This is a genomic window from Winogradskyella litorisediminis (assembly GCF_042675765.1).
Classification (GTDB): domain Bacteria; phylum Bacteroidota; class Bacteroidia; order Flavobacteriales; family Flavobacteriaceae; genus Winogradskyella; species Winogradskyella litorisediminis.
In genome coordinates this window covers 1,213,140-1,231,464 of sequence record NZ_JBHTJL010000009.1, presented here as the reverse complement: position 1 = coordinate 1,231,464, position 18,325 = coordinate 1,213,140, and the positions used below count along the sequence as shown (strand labels likewise).

Below are 18,325 nucleotides of genomic sequence, written 5' to 3'. Positions count from 1 at the left end.
TAATTCATTGTTTTAAAAAAACTTACATGCAAAAAGACCTACAAATATTTTCAAATTTATGTGATTTTTTAATTGAAGAAGAACAGAAAAATCCTGTAGCGGAATCTATTCCGACGTTAGAATTATTTCAGCAATTAGATTTATCATTAAATAATGATGGAGTTATTGATGAAACTCTAACCGAGACGCTAAAATCAATTATCAAACACACCCCAAAAACAGCTTCAAAATCCTTTTTCAATCAGTTGTTTGGTGGCCGAATTGGCAAAGCTACACTTGGTGATTTACTTGCCGTTATGTTAAATAATAGCATGTACACTTACAAAGTTGCTGGTCCGCAAGTTGGTATTGAAAAAGAAATTATAGACAATATTATTAAGCTATCTAGCTATCCTAAAAATAGTGGCGGCACATTGGCTGCTGGTGGCTCAATGACCAATTTTAAGGCGCTGTTGATGGCACGAGATTTTAAATCTCCAGAGGTTCGTTCTGAAGGTATGCAGCAGAAAATGACACTTTACACCTCTGATGCTTCGCATTATTCCATAGCAAAAAATGCTATGTTTTCTGGTGTTGGCAAAAACAATGTTCGTAAAGTTAAAACCAACGAATTTGGCGAAATGAATGCCGAACATTTAAATCAACTTATCGAAGAAGATATCAAAGCTGGTCACAAACCATTCTTTGTAAATGCAACAGCAGGAACAACCGTTTTAGGTGCGTTTGATGATATATTAAGCATTAGCAAAGTCACCAAAAAATATAACCTTTGGTTGCACGTTGATGGCGCCTATTGTGGAAGTGTTATTTTTAGTGAGCGCTACAAACATTTGGTTAATGGATTAGAACATTCGGATTCTTTTAGTTTGAATGCACACAAAATGTTGGGTACACCTTTAGGTTGTTCTATCATCATTACCAAACACAAAGAGCAATTACACCATTCTTTTTCTAACGAAGCCGATTATTTATACCAAACCGATGGTGATGATTTTAACCTCGGAAAAATCTCGTTGCAATGCGGAAGACGCAACGATGCTCTTAAATTATGGACACTTTGGAAATCTGTTGGCACTAATGGCTTAGAAAAAATTATTGACCACCAGTTTGAGTTGGCGCAATTTGCCCGAGACTATATTTCCAATCATCCAGATTACACCTTATATAGTTTTGACGAGTCGATTTCTATTTGTTTTAATTACAAAGACATTCCTGCAAATATATTGTGTACTTCGCTTTATGAAGACGCAAAATTAATGGTAGGTTTTGGTAATTTTAGAAACACGGAATTTGTGCGAATGGTCACCATAAATACAGTTTTAGAAAAAGAAGATATTATTAATTTCTTTGAAACCATTGAGGCTTATGTTGCAGATAATTTGTTAAAAAATAAGGTATCTTAACTTAATTGTTTTTCAAAAAATAAAAAATACACTATATTCGTTAAGAACAATAAAAGCAATGGTACAACAAGTTACGAGCGGAATTAAAATTTCTGTAGAAACTAATTTTGAAGGCACATTTTATAAAAACTATAAAATGAATTATGCTTTTGCCTACACCATTACCATAGAAAATCAAGGCAAAGATGTTGTTCAGCTAGACTCGCGCTATTGGAAAATTAAAGATGCTTTAAATAATATTGAAGTGGTTCGTGGCGAAGGCGTTATTGGCAAAAAACCAATACTTCAACCTGGCGAGTCTCATACTTATAATTCTGGCTGTTTATTAGCTTCTCCGTTTGGAAGCATGCACGGCTACTACAACATGGTTAACTTTTCGAACTCAAAACAATTTAAAGTTTACATTCCTTCTTTTAAATTGAGTGCGCCTTTTTCGATGAATTAAGGTTTGTAATCTTCAACATAATCAAACCTAAAAGTGGTTTCATTTTGCTGGATATGAAAAAATCCGCAGTTGGAATAATGTACAAATTGATAAGGTGAATTTATTTCAAAACCTTCATCATTAACCTCATAAACACCATCACAATCGACATTTCCGTATGGTGAAATTCTACGATATCGATACTTGTCTTTTTTACCTAAATCGTAAATCTCGAACCATGCACCAGCTGCAATGCCACCAAGCCATTGCGCATGAGGTTTCTTTTCAGCATTTTCCTTGGGTTCGATAGTTCCGACTAAACTTGGATTGTAACCTTTCAAGACATCTAAAAACAAACGTCTATTTTCTTTGGCGACGGTTGATGTAAATTCAAATATTTCGCCTATGTCAGTTACGCGGTAGACAAAATTTTCGGTGTCCGCAATTACCACATTTCCGATGGTGCTTGGCGTAAAAGATTTCGACTTAATGAGTTTTTTCTTGATACCATCATCTGTTAAACCTGCTATTAAGGCGTCAGTCACAAAACGTGCACAATTACATGCTCGTTTAATAAAGGCAGCATATCTTATAAATCCTTCATTTTGTCTTTCGGTAATATGTTTTCGGGCTAAATCGTAATTAATAGCGTTACACACAGACGCAAATAAATTACCATCTCCGTGTGTTAATTTGGGATTTGTGGCTAAAAATTTTAGAATATCTTCGAGATTAGTAATGACATCATCTTTTATTTCAGCCTTAATAGGAAAATTTAATTCAAAATCTGTTTCTCTTCCGCGAACGCGACCCATCGGTGATGGCGTGATGTATCGCCCAAAATCGTGATATTCTAAAACACCCGTTTTTTTATCAATCAGTACTAGAGCGGCATGACCAGCTCTAACATGTTTTTTGCTACCAATAAACGCAAATCTCAAAAATTTAGAGTACCATTCTTCAGCATGAGAAACAATGGTCTCTGGATATGCAAGGGTTAAAATAAAAGCATCATTTTTATTCATGAATAAATTTATGGTTTAATGGTCTCTTTAACAGGAACCAACTTACAAAAATATACTAAGAATTAAGTTTTCATTAAGAGTTGGTTTTCAGAAAAAAGGTTTAAAAATTGTACTTTTGCACTTTCAAAATTAACAAAACCAAAAAAATAAAATTATGGCAAACGGATTCTTTAATGTACCAGTAGCGGTTAATGAGCCAGTGAAGTCTTATGCTCCAGGTTCTCCTGAACGCGAAGCTGTTGCAGCAGCATACAAATCAATGTTTAACAGTAAAGTTGAAGTTCCATTATACATTAACGGAAAAGACATAAAAACGGGTAATACCAGAACAATGTCTCCACCACACGACCACAAACATATTGTTGGCGAGTACCATTTGGCAGAAAAAAATCATGTAGAAGAAGCTATTTCTACCGCATTAGAAGCTCGCAAATCATGGTCTCAAATGCCATGGGAACAACGTGCAGGTATCTTTTTAAAAGCTGCTGAATTAATTGCTGGACCTTACCGCGCAAAAATTAATGCCGCTACAATGATTGCACAGTCTAAAACAGTGCACCAAGCTGAAATTGATGCGGCTTGTGAGTTAATTGACTTTTTACGTTTTAACGTTCAGTTTATGACGGACATATACATGGACCAACCAGAAAGTACAAGTGATGCTTGGAATCGTGTTGAGTATCGTCCGCTTGAAGGCTTTACGTATGCCGTAACACCTTTTAACTTTACAGCTATTGCTGGTAATTTACCAGCATGTATGGCGTTAATGGGTAATGTAGTAGTTTGGAAGCCAAGTGACAGCCAAGTTTACTCAGCAAAAGTAATTATGGATGTGTTTAAAGAAGCTGGTGTACCTGCAGGTGTGATTAATGTTGTATTTGGTGACCCAGTAATGATTACAGAAACCGTATTGGCTAGTTCAGATTTTTCAGGATTACACTTTACAGGCTCTACACACATATTTAAGGAGTTATGGAAACAGATTGGAAACAACATTCATAACTACAAAACGTATCCTCGTATTGTTGGAGAAACTGGAGGGAAAGATTTTATCGTAGCACATAAAACAGCAGATGCAAAACAAGTTGCTACCGCTATTGCGCGTGGTGCTTTTGAATTTCAAGGTCAAAAATGTTCTGCAGCCTCAAGAGCTTACATACCAAAAGGTATTTGGAATGATGTGAAAGATTACCTTATTGAAGACATCAACTCTTTCAAAATGGGTTCTCCAGAAGATATGAGCAACTTTATTACTGCTGTAATTCACGAAGGCTCTTTTGATAAATTAGCCAAATATATTGATAACGCTAAAGCCGATAACAATGCCGAAATTATTGCTGGCGGAAACTATGATAAATCAAAAGGCTATTTTATTGAACCTACAGTTATCGTAACATCTGACCCAAAATACACAACAATGTGTACGGAGCTTTTTGGTCCGGTAATTACTATTTATATATACGAAGATGATGCTTACTCTGAAACATTAAAATTGGTTGACGAAACAAGTGAATATGCTTTAACTGGCGCAATACTTTCAAGAGACAGATACGCAGTGGAAGAAGCAACTAGAGCCTTACAAAATTCGGCAGGAAACTTCTATATCAATGACAAACCAACTGGTGCGGTTGTTGGTCAGCAACCGTTTGGTGGCGCAAGAGCTTCTGGAACAAATGACAAAGCTGGTTCTGCACAAAATTTATTACGTTGGGTTTCTCCTCGTTTGATTAAAGAAACGTTTGTAACACCTACCGATTATAGATATCCGTTTTTAGGATAAATACATAATTCTTAATAAATAAAACCCTTTAACTAAGAAAGTTAAAGGGTTTTTGTTTTTAGTTATCTTTATCACCTATTAATCCATTAATAACTACCAAAATGAAAAAAATCTACTTTTTAATTTTCTTAGCATCTTCCCTTTTTTGTTTTGCGCAAGTTACACCTACCGTTATCACTTCAGACCTTGTAGCTGATTTGACTGGTTATACAGGTGCAACGGAATTTCCTGGACAAGCTGAATATTTTGTGTATCTAAGCACAGATAACACTTTAGATAAGCCGATTTTTTTAATTGATGGTTTTGATCCTGGCGACACCAGAAACATAGATGCGCTTTACACTTCTTTGGATTACACAGGCAATCCAAACTTTACAAATTTGGGTGATGAACTTCGTGCTGAAGGCTTTGACATTGTCGTAGTCAATTTTCCAACTTATATGAATGCTGGAAACACTGTTGACGGTGGCGCAGATTTTATAGAGCGTAACGCTCTGACTTTAGTTGCACTTATAGAAGATATCAATGCTCTAAAAGCAATGAACTCACCAGAACAAAACGTTATTATTGGTCCAAGTATGGGTGGTTTGATTAGTAGATATGCTTTGAATTATATGGAGAATAATATGCTTGATGCAGATACACGACTTTGGATTTCTTTAGACTCGCCGCATTTAGGCGCTAACGTACCAATTGGCTTACAACACCAGTTTAATTACTTGGCTTTTAATGATTTGAATCCTGTTGCTGACGTACAACCATTAGTCAATGATGTATTAAATTCACCAGCAGCAAGACAATTATTGGTAGACCATTTTGAATCTCACCTATTAATTGGAAGTACTGTAGAATTTAACCCTGCATTAACTTTACCGATACCGCATCCATATCGAACTCAATTTGAGGCAAACATTAATAGTCTCGATGGGAACGTTACAACTGTAGATTTTCCTCAAAATGTCAGAAAAGTTTCAGTAGTAAATGGCAGTGGAATAGGTACGCCTTACCATGATAAATTAGGAAATGATGTAATATCTGGTTTTGAAATTGTAAATACTACCATACCAGTAAGTGTTGGTTTTTTTACAATTGATGTTGACATAGTTATAAACATGACTCCTGCTTCAGGCACAAGCCAATTAGTAAGTGAGTTTAACACCACAGTCCCTTTTGTAGGTAATGTAAATTCTGTAGCTAATTCGGGAACTTTAAATTTTGATGGTGTTGACGCCTCACCTGGCGGATTATTTGATATTTCTGGCTTATCTGGTGAATTACCAATGGATGGTTTGGCTGCAGATTTTTTAGATGACTTAACAATCGACAAGTTTAGTTTTATACCAACAGTGAGTGCTTTAGCCTTAGAAATAACAGACGAAGGAAATGGTGCTGATAATATAAATTGGTTTCATGATATTGATTTGACCGAAAGTCGTGCAACAACCAACAACACTCCTTTTGACAATACCTTTTTACCAGATGATAATGAAGACCATGTTGAAATTACTTCTGCAAACGCGGCTTTTGTTTTATCCGAAATTAGACAATCTACACTCGGTGAAAATGATTTTGATTTTAACGAAATTAAACTTGTAAAAAATCCTGTTTCAGATATTTTGATTTTACAAGCTAATACAAATGAAAATGCAACAGTTCAAATTATTGATTACTCAGGCAAATTAGTTTTTACAATACTTGCTGATTTAAATGGTATTACCGAAATTCCTATTAATTTAAATTCAGGATTTTATATTTTGAATGTTAAAGGCGAAAATGGAGCGCGTTTTACAACGAAGTTTATTGTGAATAAATAGGTTCACAACCTTAATAATACAAAAAGAGCTCCATCTTGGAGCTCTTTTTATTTATGCTTTAATGGTAAATACACCACTTTTTTGGTCTCAAAAAAGTCTTCTTCAAAATAATCGGTTAAAGGAAATTCTTTAACAGTTGTATATTGCTTCAATTCTTCTGTTAAATCGCCACCTTTTAAATACAAAATTCCGTTTTTAAATTCGTTTTGTTGACGCTTCAAAATCTTTCCTTTTACCCATTTGGTAAATTCTGGCATTGCTGTTACAGCGCGACTTACTATAAAATCGAATTGCTCATCAATGGCTTCTACCCTACTATGTGTTGTTTTTATATTTTGAAGTTCTAAACTCTCCGCAACACCATTAATTACTTTCAATTTTTTATTGATACTGTCTACTAAATGAAATTTACAATTAGGAAACAATATGGCTAATGGCACTCCAGGAAAACCGCCACCTGTACCAACATCTAAAATTAACGACCCATCAGTAAACGGCATCACTTTTGCAATAGATAATGAATGTAAAACATGTCGAAGATATAACTCATCAATATCTTTTCTAGAAATAACATTAATTTTTGAATTCCAATCTTTATACAAAGGCAATAAGGCTTCGAATTGCTGAATTTGAGTTTCTGTTAAATCAGGAAAATATTTTAAGATAAGTTTCATGCTATCGTTTTGGCAAAAATAGTTATTTTTAAAACGATTTTAATTAACAGAATTCGCGTTTTACTAAAACAATTATTAGTTATCTTTACGGCATACATACTTAATAATAATACAGGCCGTTAAGTATAAAATAAATCATTTATGAATACCCAAAAATCTCTTACTTTTTCTCGAGTTGATTCTGCAAAATTTTTCAGAACACTCAACAAACGTGTTAATACTTATTTTAAAGAAAACAACATTAAAAGAACAGGAAATTACAAACTTTGGATTAAAACCATTGTTATGTTTGCACTGTTTTTAACACCATATTTTTTACTGTTAACTCTTAATATACCGACTTGGGCTCAAATATTACTAACCATAGTTATGGGTATTGGTATGGCTGGAGTTGGCATGAATGTTATGCACGATGGTAATCATGGTTCGTTTTCAAATAAAGAATGGGTTAACCGCTTAATGGGAAGTAGTATTTACATTCTTGCTGGAAATGTGTACAACTGGAAAGTACAGCATAACGTTTTACATCATACTTATACAAATATTCATGGGCATGATGAAGATTTAGAAGCAGGAAGAATTCTTCGTTTTTCTGAACACTCGGAATGGAGAAAGCATCATAGGTTCCAGCACTATTACTCAATTTTACTATATGGATTACTAACCATAAACTGGGCAATTACAACCGATTTTCAGCAAATGTATCGCTACATGAAACGTAAATTATCTTACGGTAAATTACCAAATCCAGTAGCAAATTGGAGTAAATTGGTAGTCTCAAAATTAATTTACGTAAGCATGTGGATTGTTATCCCAATTGTATTAACAGATTTAGCTTGGTACGAAGTGCTTATTGGATTTTTAATAATGCATTATGTAGCAGGTCTTATTTTAAGTGTCGTTTTTCAACTAGCACATGTTATGGATGAGGCCGAGATGCCAATGCCAGAAAAAGACGGAACAATGAAAAACACTTGGGCAATCCACCAGTTAAAAACTACGGTTAATTTTGGCGCTAAAAATTGGTTTATAAATTGGTATACTGGAGGATTAAATCATCAAGTAGAACATCATATTTTCCCAAATATTAGTCATGTACATTACGGTAAAATTGCACAGATTGTAAAGGATACAGCAAAGGAATTTAACCTTCCGTATAAAGAATATAAAACAACACGTAAGGCTATTGCAGCGCATTTCAAATTTTTAAAAGAAATGGGAACAAAACCTACAGTGCCTGCTTAAAATAACAACACAACTAACCAACTAACTACATGAATCCACTTTCTGATAGAATAAACAATCTATCAACGTCGGCCACTTTAGCTATGGCTGCTAAAGCAAGAGAACTAAGAGAAGAAGGAAAAGATATAATAGGCTTAAGTCTTGGCGAACCAGACTTTAACACACCAGATTTTGTTAAAAATGCTGCTATAAAAGCGGTAAACGACAACTACAATAGCTATACACCTGTAGATGGTTATGCCGAATTAAAAGATGCTATTATCACCAAATTTAAACGTGATAATCAACTTAACTACAACAGACAACAAATTGTAGTTTCTACTGGTGCAAAACAATCTTTATACAACGTTGCTTCAGTGATGCTCAATGACGGAGATGAAGTTATTCTTCCATGCCCGTATTGGGTAAGTTATGCCGATATCGTAAAATTAAATGGTGGTGTACCCGTGGAAGTCAAAACATCGATAGATGATGATTTTAAAATGACACCAGCACAACTCGAAGCTGCTATTACCCCAAAAACAAAAATGATTTGGTATAGTTCTCCTTGTAATCCAAGTGGTTCTGTTTATAGCAAAGATGAGTTAAGAGCATTAGCAGATGTGCTTCAAAAACATCCAAATATTTACGTGGTTTCAGATGAAATCTACGAACACATAAACTTTATTGGAGGTCATTTTAGCATAGCGCAATTTGATGATATGTACAACCGCACGATAACTGTAAACGGCGTATCTAAAGCTTTTGCTATGACAGGTTGGCGAATCGGCTTTATTGGCGCTCCAACAGAAATTGCGCGCGCTTGCAACAAAATGCAAGGTCAAGTCACAAGTGGTGCCAATTGTATAGCTCAACGTGCTGTTATTGCTGCTTTGGAGGCGAGCCCTGATAAAGTACAATATATGGTCGACGAGTTTAAAGAGCGTCGTAAACTTATATTAGGATTATTGGCAGACATCGAAGGCTTTTCAACTAACGAACCCGAAGGTGCATTTTATGTATTTCCAGATATTTCATTTTACTTCGGAAAAACTTTAAACGGCACATTGATAAGCAATGCATCTGATTTTGCAATGTATCTATTAGAAAATGCCAACGTAGCAACAGTAACTGGCGACGCTTTTGGAAATCCTAATTGTATCCGCATTTCTTATGCTGCATCTCAAGAGCAGATTATTGAGGCTGTAAAGCGTATAAAAGCGGCTTTATAGGTTTACTTACAATTCAAATATAAAAAACCTTTTAGAAATTTATCTAAAAGGATTTTTTTCGTCTTAAAACAAATAAATCTTTAGGCGTATTTCAGAAAAAAATACACCATAATACCGAATAGTACAGAAGTCAAAGAAATCGCCTTTATCCACCAAATTTTAGTTTCAAGTTGCAAGCGCTTTCTAAGGTCTCGTAATTGCTTAGACGATGCTTTTGGGAGATTATACTCTGTTTTTTTAGTTGGGTCGTATCCACCAAGTCTATTTTTAAGTTTATCACGTTTAGGCAAGAGTTTTCTATTGTTATTAATTGCGGTATTCATTGCTTGGATAGACATAATATTTAAATTTAAAAGTTAAAAATGAAAAAGCGCCTCATTCAATAGAATGAAGCGCTTTTTCAATACAATATTATGTGTCTTATATTCTAAAAAATCATAGTTACTGCAATAATAAATACTGATAGTTTAAGTGCGACACCAATAGCATTTACGCTATTAAATTGTTTAAATTTTAGTCGATTTCTCATTCCGTAAACAGACGGTTTTTTAGAGTTGATTAGATTCTGTCTTGCCGCTGCTTTATAGTTAGAATTTAACAAAGGTTCGTTTGTAAAGTCAAACGATGTTTTGGATTCGGGTAATGGTTCTGTTTCAAATGTGTTTACTACTAATTCCATGATTGATGTTTTTTATATGATACTGAAACGAGTTCAGCACATGTTGGTTATACAAATAAGACGTCTATCAATTAAATTTGTTACAACAATTAAAAACATAAACCATTAAAATTCAACCATCAACATATTGAAATATCAGTAAATATATAGGCTAGATAAAAATTAAAAAAGACAAAAAAATTTTATTTTATTTAAAAATATGATGAATTTTTATCGGTTTCGCCAGAAGAAAGGCGTCAATAAAATAAGTACTGTAAATAATTCTAATCGCCCCAAAAGCATTAAAAAGGATGCCCACCATTTTCCTAAATCTGGTAATGCAGCATAATTATTTACTGGTCCAAAGTCGCCCAAAGCTGGTCCGACATTTCCTAAGCTTGAAGCTGCCAGACCTATTGATGAAGCAAAATCGAGTTGAAACATTGAAAACACCAAAGCACCAATAATAAAAAATATCATATAAGTGATAAAAAAACCAAGTATGTTAAATACGATATCTTTTGGTACTGATTTGGTATTGTAACGTACAGGCAATATAGCATTAGGATGTAATGCACGCTTAAACTCTAAAAATCCGTTTTTAATTAAAACCAAATGACGAACCACTTTGATTCCACCAGATGTACTTCCTGCAGAACCTCCTAAAAACATAAGCCCAAAAAAGAAAACGGTTAAAAATGGTGTCCACAGTGTATAATCAGCAGTTACAAATCCTGTAGTTGTGACTATGGCCAATACTTGAAACAAAGAGTGACGTACAGCACTTTCAAACTCTCCAAGAACCATCGGATGTTCAATAGATGATTGCGATACATCCGCATTAAAATAGATAATCAAAGCGGCAATGACAGTAAAAACAAATATGAATTTAAAATACAGTCTAAACTCTTCATCCTTTATAACTTTCTGTACTTTTCCTTTAAATGCAAAATAACTAAGAACAAAATTTGTTCCTGCTAAAAACATAAAAGTAATAATGATATATTGAATTAGCGGATTGTCATTCCAATATGCAATACTTGCATTTTTAGTTGAAAACCCACCTGTGGACAAAGTACTTAGCGCGTGATTTATAGCGTCAAAGAAACTCATACCTGCCACTTGAAGCAAAATCGTTTCAGCTATTGTGTAACCAACGTAAATTAACCAGAGGCGTTTTGCTGTATCGGTAATACGTGGATGTAGTTTGTCGCCTCCAGGTCCTGGAGCTTCTGCCGCAAAAAGCTGCATACCACCAATACCCAATAAAGGTAAAATTGCAATAGCTAATACGATGATTCCCATACCACCAATCCAATGGGTCATGCTACGCCAAAATAAAACACCTTTTGGCACAACTTCAATATCATTTAATATAGTAGCACCTGTAGTTGTATAACCAGACATGGTTTCGAAAAAAGCATTTGTAAACGATGGTATAGCCTCAGTAATCATGTAAGGTATAGCGCCAGAAAGTGACATTACTATCCAACCAAAAGCTACAACTATGTAACCTTCTCGTTTATTCATTTCTTTAACGTGGTTACGGGTATAAGCCATAACCAAACCACCAAGCAAGGCAACAACACCAGATGATAATAAAAGCTCAACGGTAACACCATCATCATAAATAAAGCTAATAAGTGTAGCCAAAGCCATAAAACCACCATTAAATAGCAGTAATAAACCTAAAAAGTGAAAAATAATTTTATAGTTGAGTTTCATTCTTGCCATAATGCCAATCTATTTAAGCAAAAAACTTTTCGACTTCGGCAATAGAACGAGGTAAACAACATACAACAACTCTATCTCCTTCAGCAATTTTGAAATCTCCTAATGGAATTAATCCTTCTTCGTTTCTAATGACACCACCAAAAATGGCTGACCTAGGAAAATCAACATCTTTAATTTTTTTATTGGTGATTTTTGAATTTGGTTTTACCACAAACTCTAAAAGCTCCGCATTCATGTTTGTTAATTTGGTCATTGCCACTACTTCTCCTTTACGGATATATCTAAAAATTGTGTTTGCAGCTAGTAACTTTTTGTTTATCAAAGTATCAATCCCTATGGACTGGGATAGTTGGTAATAATCCATATTTTCCACTAAGGCAATAGTCTTCCTTACACCCTTTGACTTGGCCAAAAGACAAGACATGATATTGGTTTCTGAATTTCCTGTCACAGAGATAAAAGCATCCATATCAGAAATACTTTCCTCCTCTAAAATATCTACATTTCTACCATCGCCACAAATTACAAGTGCTTCAGGAAGTTCATCTGCTAAATCTTCGGCAATACTTTTTTTACTTTCAACAAGTTTAACATTGAATTTACTTTTACATAAATCTCGTGCAGTTTTGTAGCCTATTTTACTTCCACCTAAAATCATAACATCTTTGATTTCGGCTTTAACCTTTCCTGATAATTGAAACAACTCTTCATCACCACCCTTTGAGGTAATAAAAACGACTTGGTCACCTTCTTTAAAAATGGTATCACCTCTCGGTATAATGGTATATTGTGTACCAAAACGTTGTATCGCAATTGGTATAAAGTGTAATTCGGAATATAACTCAGCAGCTTGTTTTACGGTTTTGCCCACAAAAGACGCCGTACGCGATAAACGTAAACCTAGCATGGTTAGTTTTCCTTCTTCAAACTCATAAGTATCATTAAAACCGTACTGGTTAAGAAGTAATTCAATTTCTGAAGCAGCTAAAGATTCAGGAGAAATTAATTCATCAATTCCAAATTTCGAAAACCCAACCTCATCTTTATTATCAATAAATTCGGTATTAGAAATTCTAGCAATGGTGCGTTTCGCACCTAATTGTTTTGCTAAAACACAGGCCGTAATATTAGTAGTTTCAGAAGATGTAACTGCTATAAAAAGAGATGATTCTTCAATTCGGCTTTCTTTTAATGTAGCAATAGACGTGGCGTCACCTTTAATGGTTTTTATATCTAGATTTTCTCCAGCATACGCCAAACTATCCTTTTTATTATCTAATAACGTAATCTCTTGGGACTCAAAAGAAAGTAGTTTTGCTAAATGGAAACCGACTTCACCAGCACCAGCAATAATAATTTTCATTTATATGTTTTTGAAAAGATATACAAATATAATAAGAAGTTACGCGCCTTAATCAAAGTGATAGTTATATTTAAGTTTCATTTTAATAATAAACTTAAACATTTAAGTAATACGTATATTTGCAAAAAATAAATTCGATGTCTAAAAACGTTAAACCATACAAAGACAGTGAGCTTGACAAAAAAGAGCAAGTGACTAAAATGTTTGATACTATTTCTGAAGAATACGATGGTCTTAACCGTGTAATCTCTTTTGGAATTGACATTAAATGGCGAAACAAAGTTGTAAAACTAGTAGCGGAGACTCAACCAGAAAACATTTTAGACATCGCCACTGGCACTGGAGATTTAGCTATTAGTCTAACCGAAACTTCTGCAAAAGAAATCATCGGTTTAGACATTAGCGACGGTATGCTTGAGGTTGGCCGCAAAAAAATAAAGTCGAAATCATTAGACGGCATCATAAAAATGGTTATTGGAGATTCTGAAGATTTACCTTTTGAAGATAATACGTTTGACGCTATAACCGTTGCCTTTGGAGTTAGAAATTTCATGAATCTTAAAAAAGGCTTAGCCGAAATCTTAAGAGTACTAAAACCTGGCGGTATTTTTGTTATTCTAGAAACATCTGTCCCTACCAAAACGCCTTTTAGACAAGGCTATAGATTGTATTCTAAATTTATTTTGCCTACTATTGGCAAGACGTTTTCTAAAGATAAAAGTGCTTATAAATATTTAAGCGAATCTGCCTCAGTTTTTCCTTTTGGTGAAGAATTAAACAATATTTTAAGAGAAATTGGGTTTATTAATGTCGAAGACAAACCACAAACGTTTGGTGTAGCAACCATCTATACCTCATCGAAGGCTTAATATGAAAAAAATACTTATTGTTTTTGTTGTTTTACTTAGTTGCAACCTTAGTTTCGGGCAATTATTTACCAAGAAAAAAGTAATTAACCTTGAGAATATGGACAAAAAAATATTGTCTTATGGTTACTTTTTAGGGTTTAACAGCTATGACTTTAAATTTGAATACGAACGTGATTTGGAAGATATTCTTGTTGACAACACTACTGGTTTTCAAGTAGGATTGGTAGGCGATTTAAGAATTAACAACCATCTTAATTTACGATTTGAACCTGGTGTATATTTTACAACCAGAAATCTTAGGTACGACGAAAGTTATTTTGCTGGACAAAGTTTTAATCCTTCTGATTTGGTTAGAGAAACAAAGTCAACATACATTCATTTACCGCTTTTATTAAAATTTTCTACAAACCGAATTAATAATATTCGCCCGTTTATTGTTGGAGGTATTTCTACAGCCTTAAACTTAGCAAGTAATGAGCAAAATCCTGATGACAATAGCGCTGGCCAGTTTAGAATGACCTCTAATAACTACTTTTACGAAATTGGTTTTGGTATTGATTTGTACCTTCTTTATTTTAAATTTACGCCTTCAATCCGAGGTGTATTTGCCATTAATGATGAAATCATTAGAGATGTAGACCCAAATAGTCCGTGGACCGGAAACATAACATCAATGAAAACTCGCGGTGTTTTTATCAATTTTACGTTTAGATAGTTTTTCGTTTAAATTCACTTAAACAAATCGATGTTGCCATTGCAACATTAAGGCTTTCTGTAGCTTTTAAATTTCCAAATCTTGGAATAGCTAAACGTTGATTTACTATTTGCTCAACCTTTTTAGATATGCCATTAGCTTCGTTTCCTAAAATCAATATACCGTCTTTTGGTAACTGCTTTTTGTAGATGTTTTCACCTTCCATAAAGGTTCCAAAAACTTCTGTATTGCTTTCTAAAAGAAATAATTTTAAATCGACATAATTAATGTTAACTCGAGTTAATGATCCCATTGTGGCCTGCACTACTTTGCTATTGTAACAATCTACAGTAGCGTTACTACACACCAAATCTTTAACCCCAAACCAATCGCACAACCTTATTATCGTGCCTAAATTTCCTGGGTCGCGCACGTCATCTAAAGCCACAATTAAGGCCGGTTTTTCAATCGTTTTAACTTCGGGAATTTTAAATACTGCCAAAGCTGTATTCGGATTTTTAAGCTGTGATATTTTTTTTAAATCACTTTCTGAAATAATTTCAAATTCATCACTCTTTACATCAAAAACAGATTCAGTAGTAAAAATTTTGTAAAGTTGAAATGAAGAATTTACAAACTCCGTAATCCCTTTTATACCTTCAACCGTAAATAAGCCATGTTGCTGCCTATATTTTTTCTGGGCTAAACTTTTAATTAATTTTATTTGAGTCTTTGATAACATTAAAATGTCTTTACTTTTGTTACGTAGAACAAATTAATGCTTTTTTGGACTAATATTTGCATAATGCAAATGGCATCTTACATTTATAACAACTTTTAAACAGCTAAAATTGGTAGCACGGAAATTAAATTTTTACGTTTTTAGAATTGCCTTTTTTGTTGGTATGTTAATTTTTTTGTTTTCATGTAATGCTGTAAAGCGAGTTAAAGATGGCGAACATCTACTAACGGAAAACACCATTTTAATTGATGGTGAAGAAAATAATGAAGCGAGAGTAGATAATATTCCTTTACAAAAACCAAACTCAGGTATTGGTTTTTTTCCTTTAAACCTTCATGTTTACAATTTAGCTCGCCCAAACAGAGATTCTATTTTTGAAGCTTGGTTAGATAAAGGCAATAGAAGAGAGCGCTTAGTAAAGAGATTGTCTCAAAAGCAATTAGACAAGCTTAAATCATCCATGCTTGGTTTTAATTCTTGGCTAAAACGTGTAGGTGAACCACCAACAATTCTTAGTGAAGACAGAACAGAAAAAACAAAAAGTAGACTACGTTCCTATTTTTTTAAACGAGGTTTTTTGTATAACGATGTAGAATTTGAAATAGCTAGAGACTCAAACAAACGTGCACAAGTGACTTATAAAGTTACCAAAAATGAACCAAGCTATTTAGATACGTTGAGCACTACAATTCGTACACCAGTAATTGACTCTATTTACCAAGCTCACAAATCAAAGTCCTTTGTAAAAGAAGGTCAACAGTACGAGGAAGATGACTTTACTAAAGAACGGTCTCGAATCAACACCCTAATGCGAAATAATGGTGTTTACTTTTTTGGACAAGATTACGTGCGATTTGAAATTGATACGTTTAAAACAAAGAACACCTTTAATGCCGAATTATTTATTGACAACCGCGTCATTAGATATGAAGATTCTGTCGATATAAAACCTTTCAAAATATATAAAATTAAAGAGGTTAACATTTATACTGACGCCAGTAACGAAAATAGAATTGAAGGCGCCACCATTAAAGATAGTACCACATATAATGATTTTAATCTTTACAGTTACGATAAATTAAAATATAGACCAAAAGCACTTACTGATGCGGTTTTTCTTCATAAAGGAGACATATATAGAGATATAGACCGCACGAGGACATCTCGCTATCTTAATCAATTGCAAATGTTTAGATATCCTGGCGTAGAGTTTGTTCCCAACGAAACAGACAGTACTTTAGTTGCAAACATTTATTTATCACCTAGAAAAAAATACGATTTAGGCTTTTCTTTCGATGTGTCTCAAAGCAATATTCAAACCGTAGGATTTGCATTTAGTTCTGGTTTAAAAATCAGAAATATTTTTAGAGGTGCAGAAACCCTAGACTTCTCTATATTAGGCTCAATTGGTGCTTCAAAAGATGCTAATGACGATGATGATGCCTTCTTTGATATTAATGAATTTGGTGGTTCTGTCGGTTTGACTATTCCAAGAATATTTTTTCCTATGAATACGGATAATATTATTCCAAAATCCATGTCTCCACGAACACGAATAAACTTAGCTGCTACTAGTCAACAAAATATTGGTTTAGACAGACAAACCTTATCAAGCATATTTGCCTATAACTGGTTACCATCTGAGCGTACGACGAATAATCTAGAGCTTTTTAATATTCAATACGTAAAAAACTTAAACATTAATAATTATTTTGGTGTCTATTCTAATTCCTTTAATCGATTAAATGATATAGCTAGAAATATTGGCTATATTGGCCCAAACGAAAACTTATTTAATCCACCAGCAGATTACGCACCAGCTGATACATTTATTGCTGATGTATTAAACGGAAACACAAGTTTAACTCCAGCCGATGAAAGTTTTGTGGACGTAAATACCATTAATCAACGTCAAGACCGATTGACAGAAGATAACCTTATTGTTTCTTCGAGTTTCGATTATATTTTAGATACCAGAACTGACCTTGCCGATAATAATTTTACGAGATTTAAAACTCATTTTGAATTAGCAGGAAATATTTTGTCTGGAGTTTCTAGTCTTTCTGGCTTAGACAAAAACGCAGACGGTCGTTACGAAATACTCGACGTACCTTTCTCACAATTTTTAAAAACCGAATTAGATTACGTTAAATATTTTGGCCAGACTGGTCGCAAACGTGTTCTAGCTTTTAGAGGCTATTTTGGGGTAGCTATTCCGTTTGGTAATTCTAGTAACATCCCGTTTGTAGAAAGTTTCTTTGGTGGTGGTCCTAATGATAATCGTGCTTGGACAGCTTACAACTTAGGACCTGGACGTTCTACAAATACTAATGAATTTAACGAAGCCAACCTTAAACTTCATTTTAGTTTAGAGCAGCGTTTTAATTTATTTGGCAGCTTTGACGGCGCACTCTTTGTTGATGCCGGTAATATTTGGAATGCCTTTGGAAACGTTGAAGACGACCCAGAATCAACGTTTACAAATTTAAAATCGCTTAGAGATATCGCTGTTGGTAGTGGTTTTGGTATCAGATATGATTTTACATTTTTTGTACTTAGAGGTGATATTGGTTTTAAAACCTATGACCCATCATTGTCTATGGAAAACCGCTGGTTTACCAACTACAATTTCAGTAATGCCACCTATAATATTGGTATCAACTATCCATTTTAAAGCCATTTTATTCTA

At 34.0% G+C, this 18,325-nt stretch carries 16 protein-coding genes; 9 read left to right on the top strand and 7 right to left on the bottom strand.

All coding sequences use genetic code 11. From position 1 onward, the window contains the following. Window positions 1-26: 26 nt before the first annotated feature. Both ACFQ1Q_RS07845 and apaG read left to right on the top strand, forming a co-directional pair. A complete protein-coding gene (locus tag ACFQ1Q_RS07845; RefSeq protein WP_386129657.1) occupies window positions 27-1,403 on the top strand; it encodes a pyridoxal phosphate-dependent decarboxylase family protein in 1,377 nt (458 codons plus the stop codon). Window positions 1,404-1,461: 58 nt separating this feature from the next. Continuing rightward, window positions 1,462-1,848: a Co2+/Mg2+ efflux protein ApaG gene (apaG, locus tag ACFQ1Q_RS07840; protein ID WP_386129655.1), complete on the top strand. Its 387-nt coding sequence runs from the start codon at window positions 1,462-1,464 to the stop codon at window positions 1,846-1,848. Here the strand turns inward: apaG and ACFQ1Q_RS07835 are convergent. Beyond that, window positions 1,845-2,852 carry a DUF6695 family protein gene (locus ACFQ1Q_RS07835; protein ID WP_386129653.1) on the bottom strand — a complete coding sequence of 336 codons (1,008 nt, stop codon included), beginning with the start codon at window positions 2,850-2,852 and terminating at the stop codon, window positions 1,845-1,847. The genes apaG and ACFQ1Q_RS07835 overlap by 4 nt on opposite strands. A gap of 154 nt (window positions 2,853-3,006) precedes the next feature. On the opposite strand from ACFQ1Q_RS07835, the gene pruA reads away from it, so the two are divergent. Continuing rightward, window positions 3,007-4,632 (top strand): L-glutamate gamma-semialdehyde dehydrogenase, encoded by a 1,626-nt coding sequence (gene pruA / locus ACFQ1Q_RS07830; protein ID WP_386129651.1) that lies wholly within the window; start codon window positions 3,007-3,009, stop codon window positions 4,630-4,632. Window positions 4,633-4,733: 101 nt separating this feature from the next. Then, window positions 4,734-6,446, top strand: coding sequence for a T9SS type A sorting domain-containing protein (locus ACFQ1Q_RS07825; RefSeq protein ID WP_386129649.1), 1,713 nt, complete (start codon window positions 4,734-4,736; stop codon window positions 6,444-6,446). 47 nt (window positions 6,447-6,493) lie between these two features. Here ACFQ1Q_RS07825 and rsmG read toward each other — a convergent pair whose 3' ends face one another. Continuing rightward, a complete protein-coding gene (gene rsmG / locus ACFQ1Q_RS07820) occupies window positions 6,494-7,120 on the bottom strand; it encodes a 16S rRNA (guanine(527)-N(7))-methyltransferase RsmG (protein WP_386129648.1) in 627 nt (208 codons plus the stop codon). Between the two features lie 141 nt (window positions 7,121-7,261). Between rsmG and ACFQ1Q_RS07815 the strand changes: the two genes are divergently transcribed. Next, window positions 7,262-8,365, top strand: coding sequence for a fatty acid desaturase family protein (locus ACFQ1Q_RS07815; protein ID WP_386129646.1), 1,104 nt, complete (start codon window positions 7,262-7,264; stop codon window positions 8,363-8,365). 29 nt (window positions 8,366-8,394) lie between these two features. Beyond that, window positions 8,395-9,576 (top strand): pyridoxal phosphate-dependent aminotransferase, encoded by a 1,182-nt coding sequence (locus ACFQ1Q_RS07810; RefSeq protein WP_386129644.1) that lies wholly within the window; start codon window positions 8,395-8,397, stop codon window positions 9,574-9,576. A gap of 80 nt (window positions 9,577-9,656) precedes the next feature. Here the strand turns inward: ACFQ1Q_RS07810 and ACFQ1Q_RS07805 are convergent, their stop codons facing one another. From ACFQ1Q_RS07805 to trkA, 4 genes are all read right to left on the bottom strand, one after another. Beyond that, a complete protein-coding gene (locus tag ACFQ1Q_RS07805) occupies window positions 9,657-9,914 on the bottom strand; it encodes a hypothetical protein (protein ID WP_386129642.1) in 258 nt (85 codons plus the stop codon). An 89-nt stretch (window positions 9,915-10,003) separates the two neighbouring features. After that, entirely contained in the window at window positions 10,004-10,255 is a 252-nt protein-coding gene (locus ACFQ1Q_RS07800) for a hypothetical protein (RefSeq protein ID WP_386129640.1), read from the bottom strand. Window positions 10,256-10,465: 210 nt separating this feature from the next. Then, the gene (locus ACFQ1Q_RS07795) at window positions 10,466-11,959 is read right to left on the bottom strand and encodes a TrkH family potassium uptake protein (RefSeq protein WP_386130204.1); all 1,494 of its coding nucleotides are present in this window, start codon (window positions 11,957-11,959) and stop codon (window positions 10,466-10,468) included. A gap of 22 nt (window positions 11,960-11,981) precedes the next feature. After that, a complete protein-coding gene (gene trkA / locus ACFQ1Q_RS07790; RefSeq protein ID WP_386129638.1) occupies window positions 11,982-13,331 on the bottom strand; it encodes a Trk system potassium transporter TrkA in 1,350 nt (449 codons plus the stop codon). Between the two features lie 137 nt (window positions 13,332-13,468). On the opposite strand from trkA, the gene ubiE reads away from it, so the two are divergent. Both ubiE and porT read left to right on the top strand, forming a co-directional pair. Next, window positions 13,469-14,200, top strand: a complete 732-nt coding sequence (gene ubiE / locus ACFQ1Q_RS07785) for a bifunctional demethylmenaquinone methyltransferase/2-methoxy-6-polyprenyl-1,4-benzoquinol methylase UbiE (RefSeq protein ID WP_386129636.1) — start codon at window positions 13,469-13,471, stop codon at window positions 14,198-14,200. A 1-nt stretch (window position 14,201) separates the two neighbouring features. Beyond that, window positions 14,202-14,915, top strand: a complete 714-nt coding sequence (gene porT, locus ACFQ1Q_RS07780) for a type IX secretion/gliding motility protein PorT/SprT (RefSeq protein ID WP_386129634.1) — start codon at window positions 14,202-14,204, stop codon at window positions 14,913-14,915. Here the strand turns inward: porT and ACFQ1Q_RS07775 are convergent. Beyond that, window positions 14,908-15,636, bottom strand: coding sequence for a TrmH family RNA methyltransferase (locus tag ACFQ1Q_RS07775; protein ID WP_386129632.1), 729 nt, complete (start codon window positions 15,634-15,636; stop codon window positions 14,908-14,910). The genes porT and ACFQ1Q_RS07775 overlap by 8 nt on opposite strands. A 109-nt stretch (window positions 15,637-15,745) precedes the next feature. On the opposite strand from ACFQ1Q_RS07775, the gene tamL reads away from it, so the two are divergent. Next, window positions 15,746-18,310, top strand: coding sequence for a translocation and assembly module lipoprotein TamL (tamL, locus tag ACFQ1Q_RS07770; protein ID WP_386129630.1), 2,565 nt, complete (start codon window positions 15,746-15,748; stop codon window positions 18,308-18,310). The last annotated feature ends 15 nt before the right edge of the window (window positions 18,311-18,325 follow it).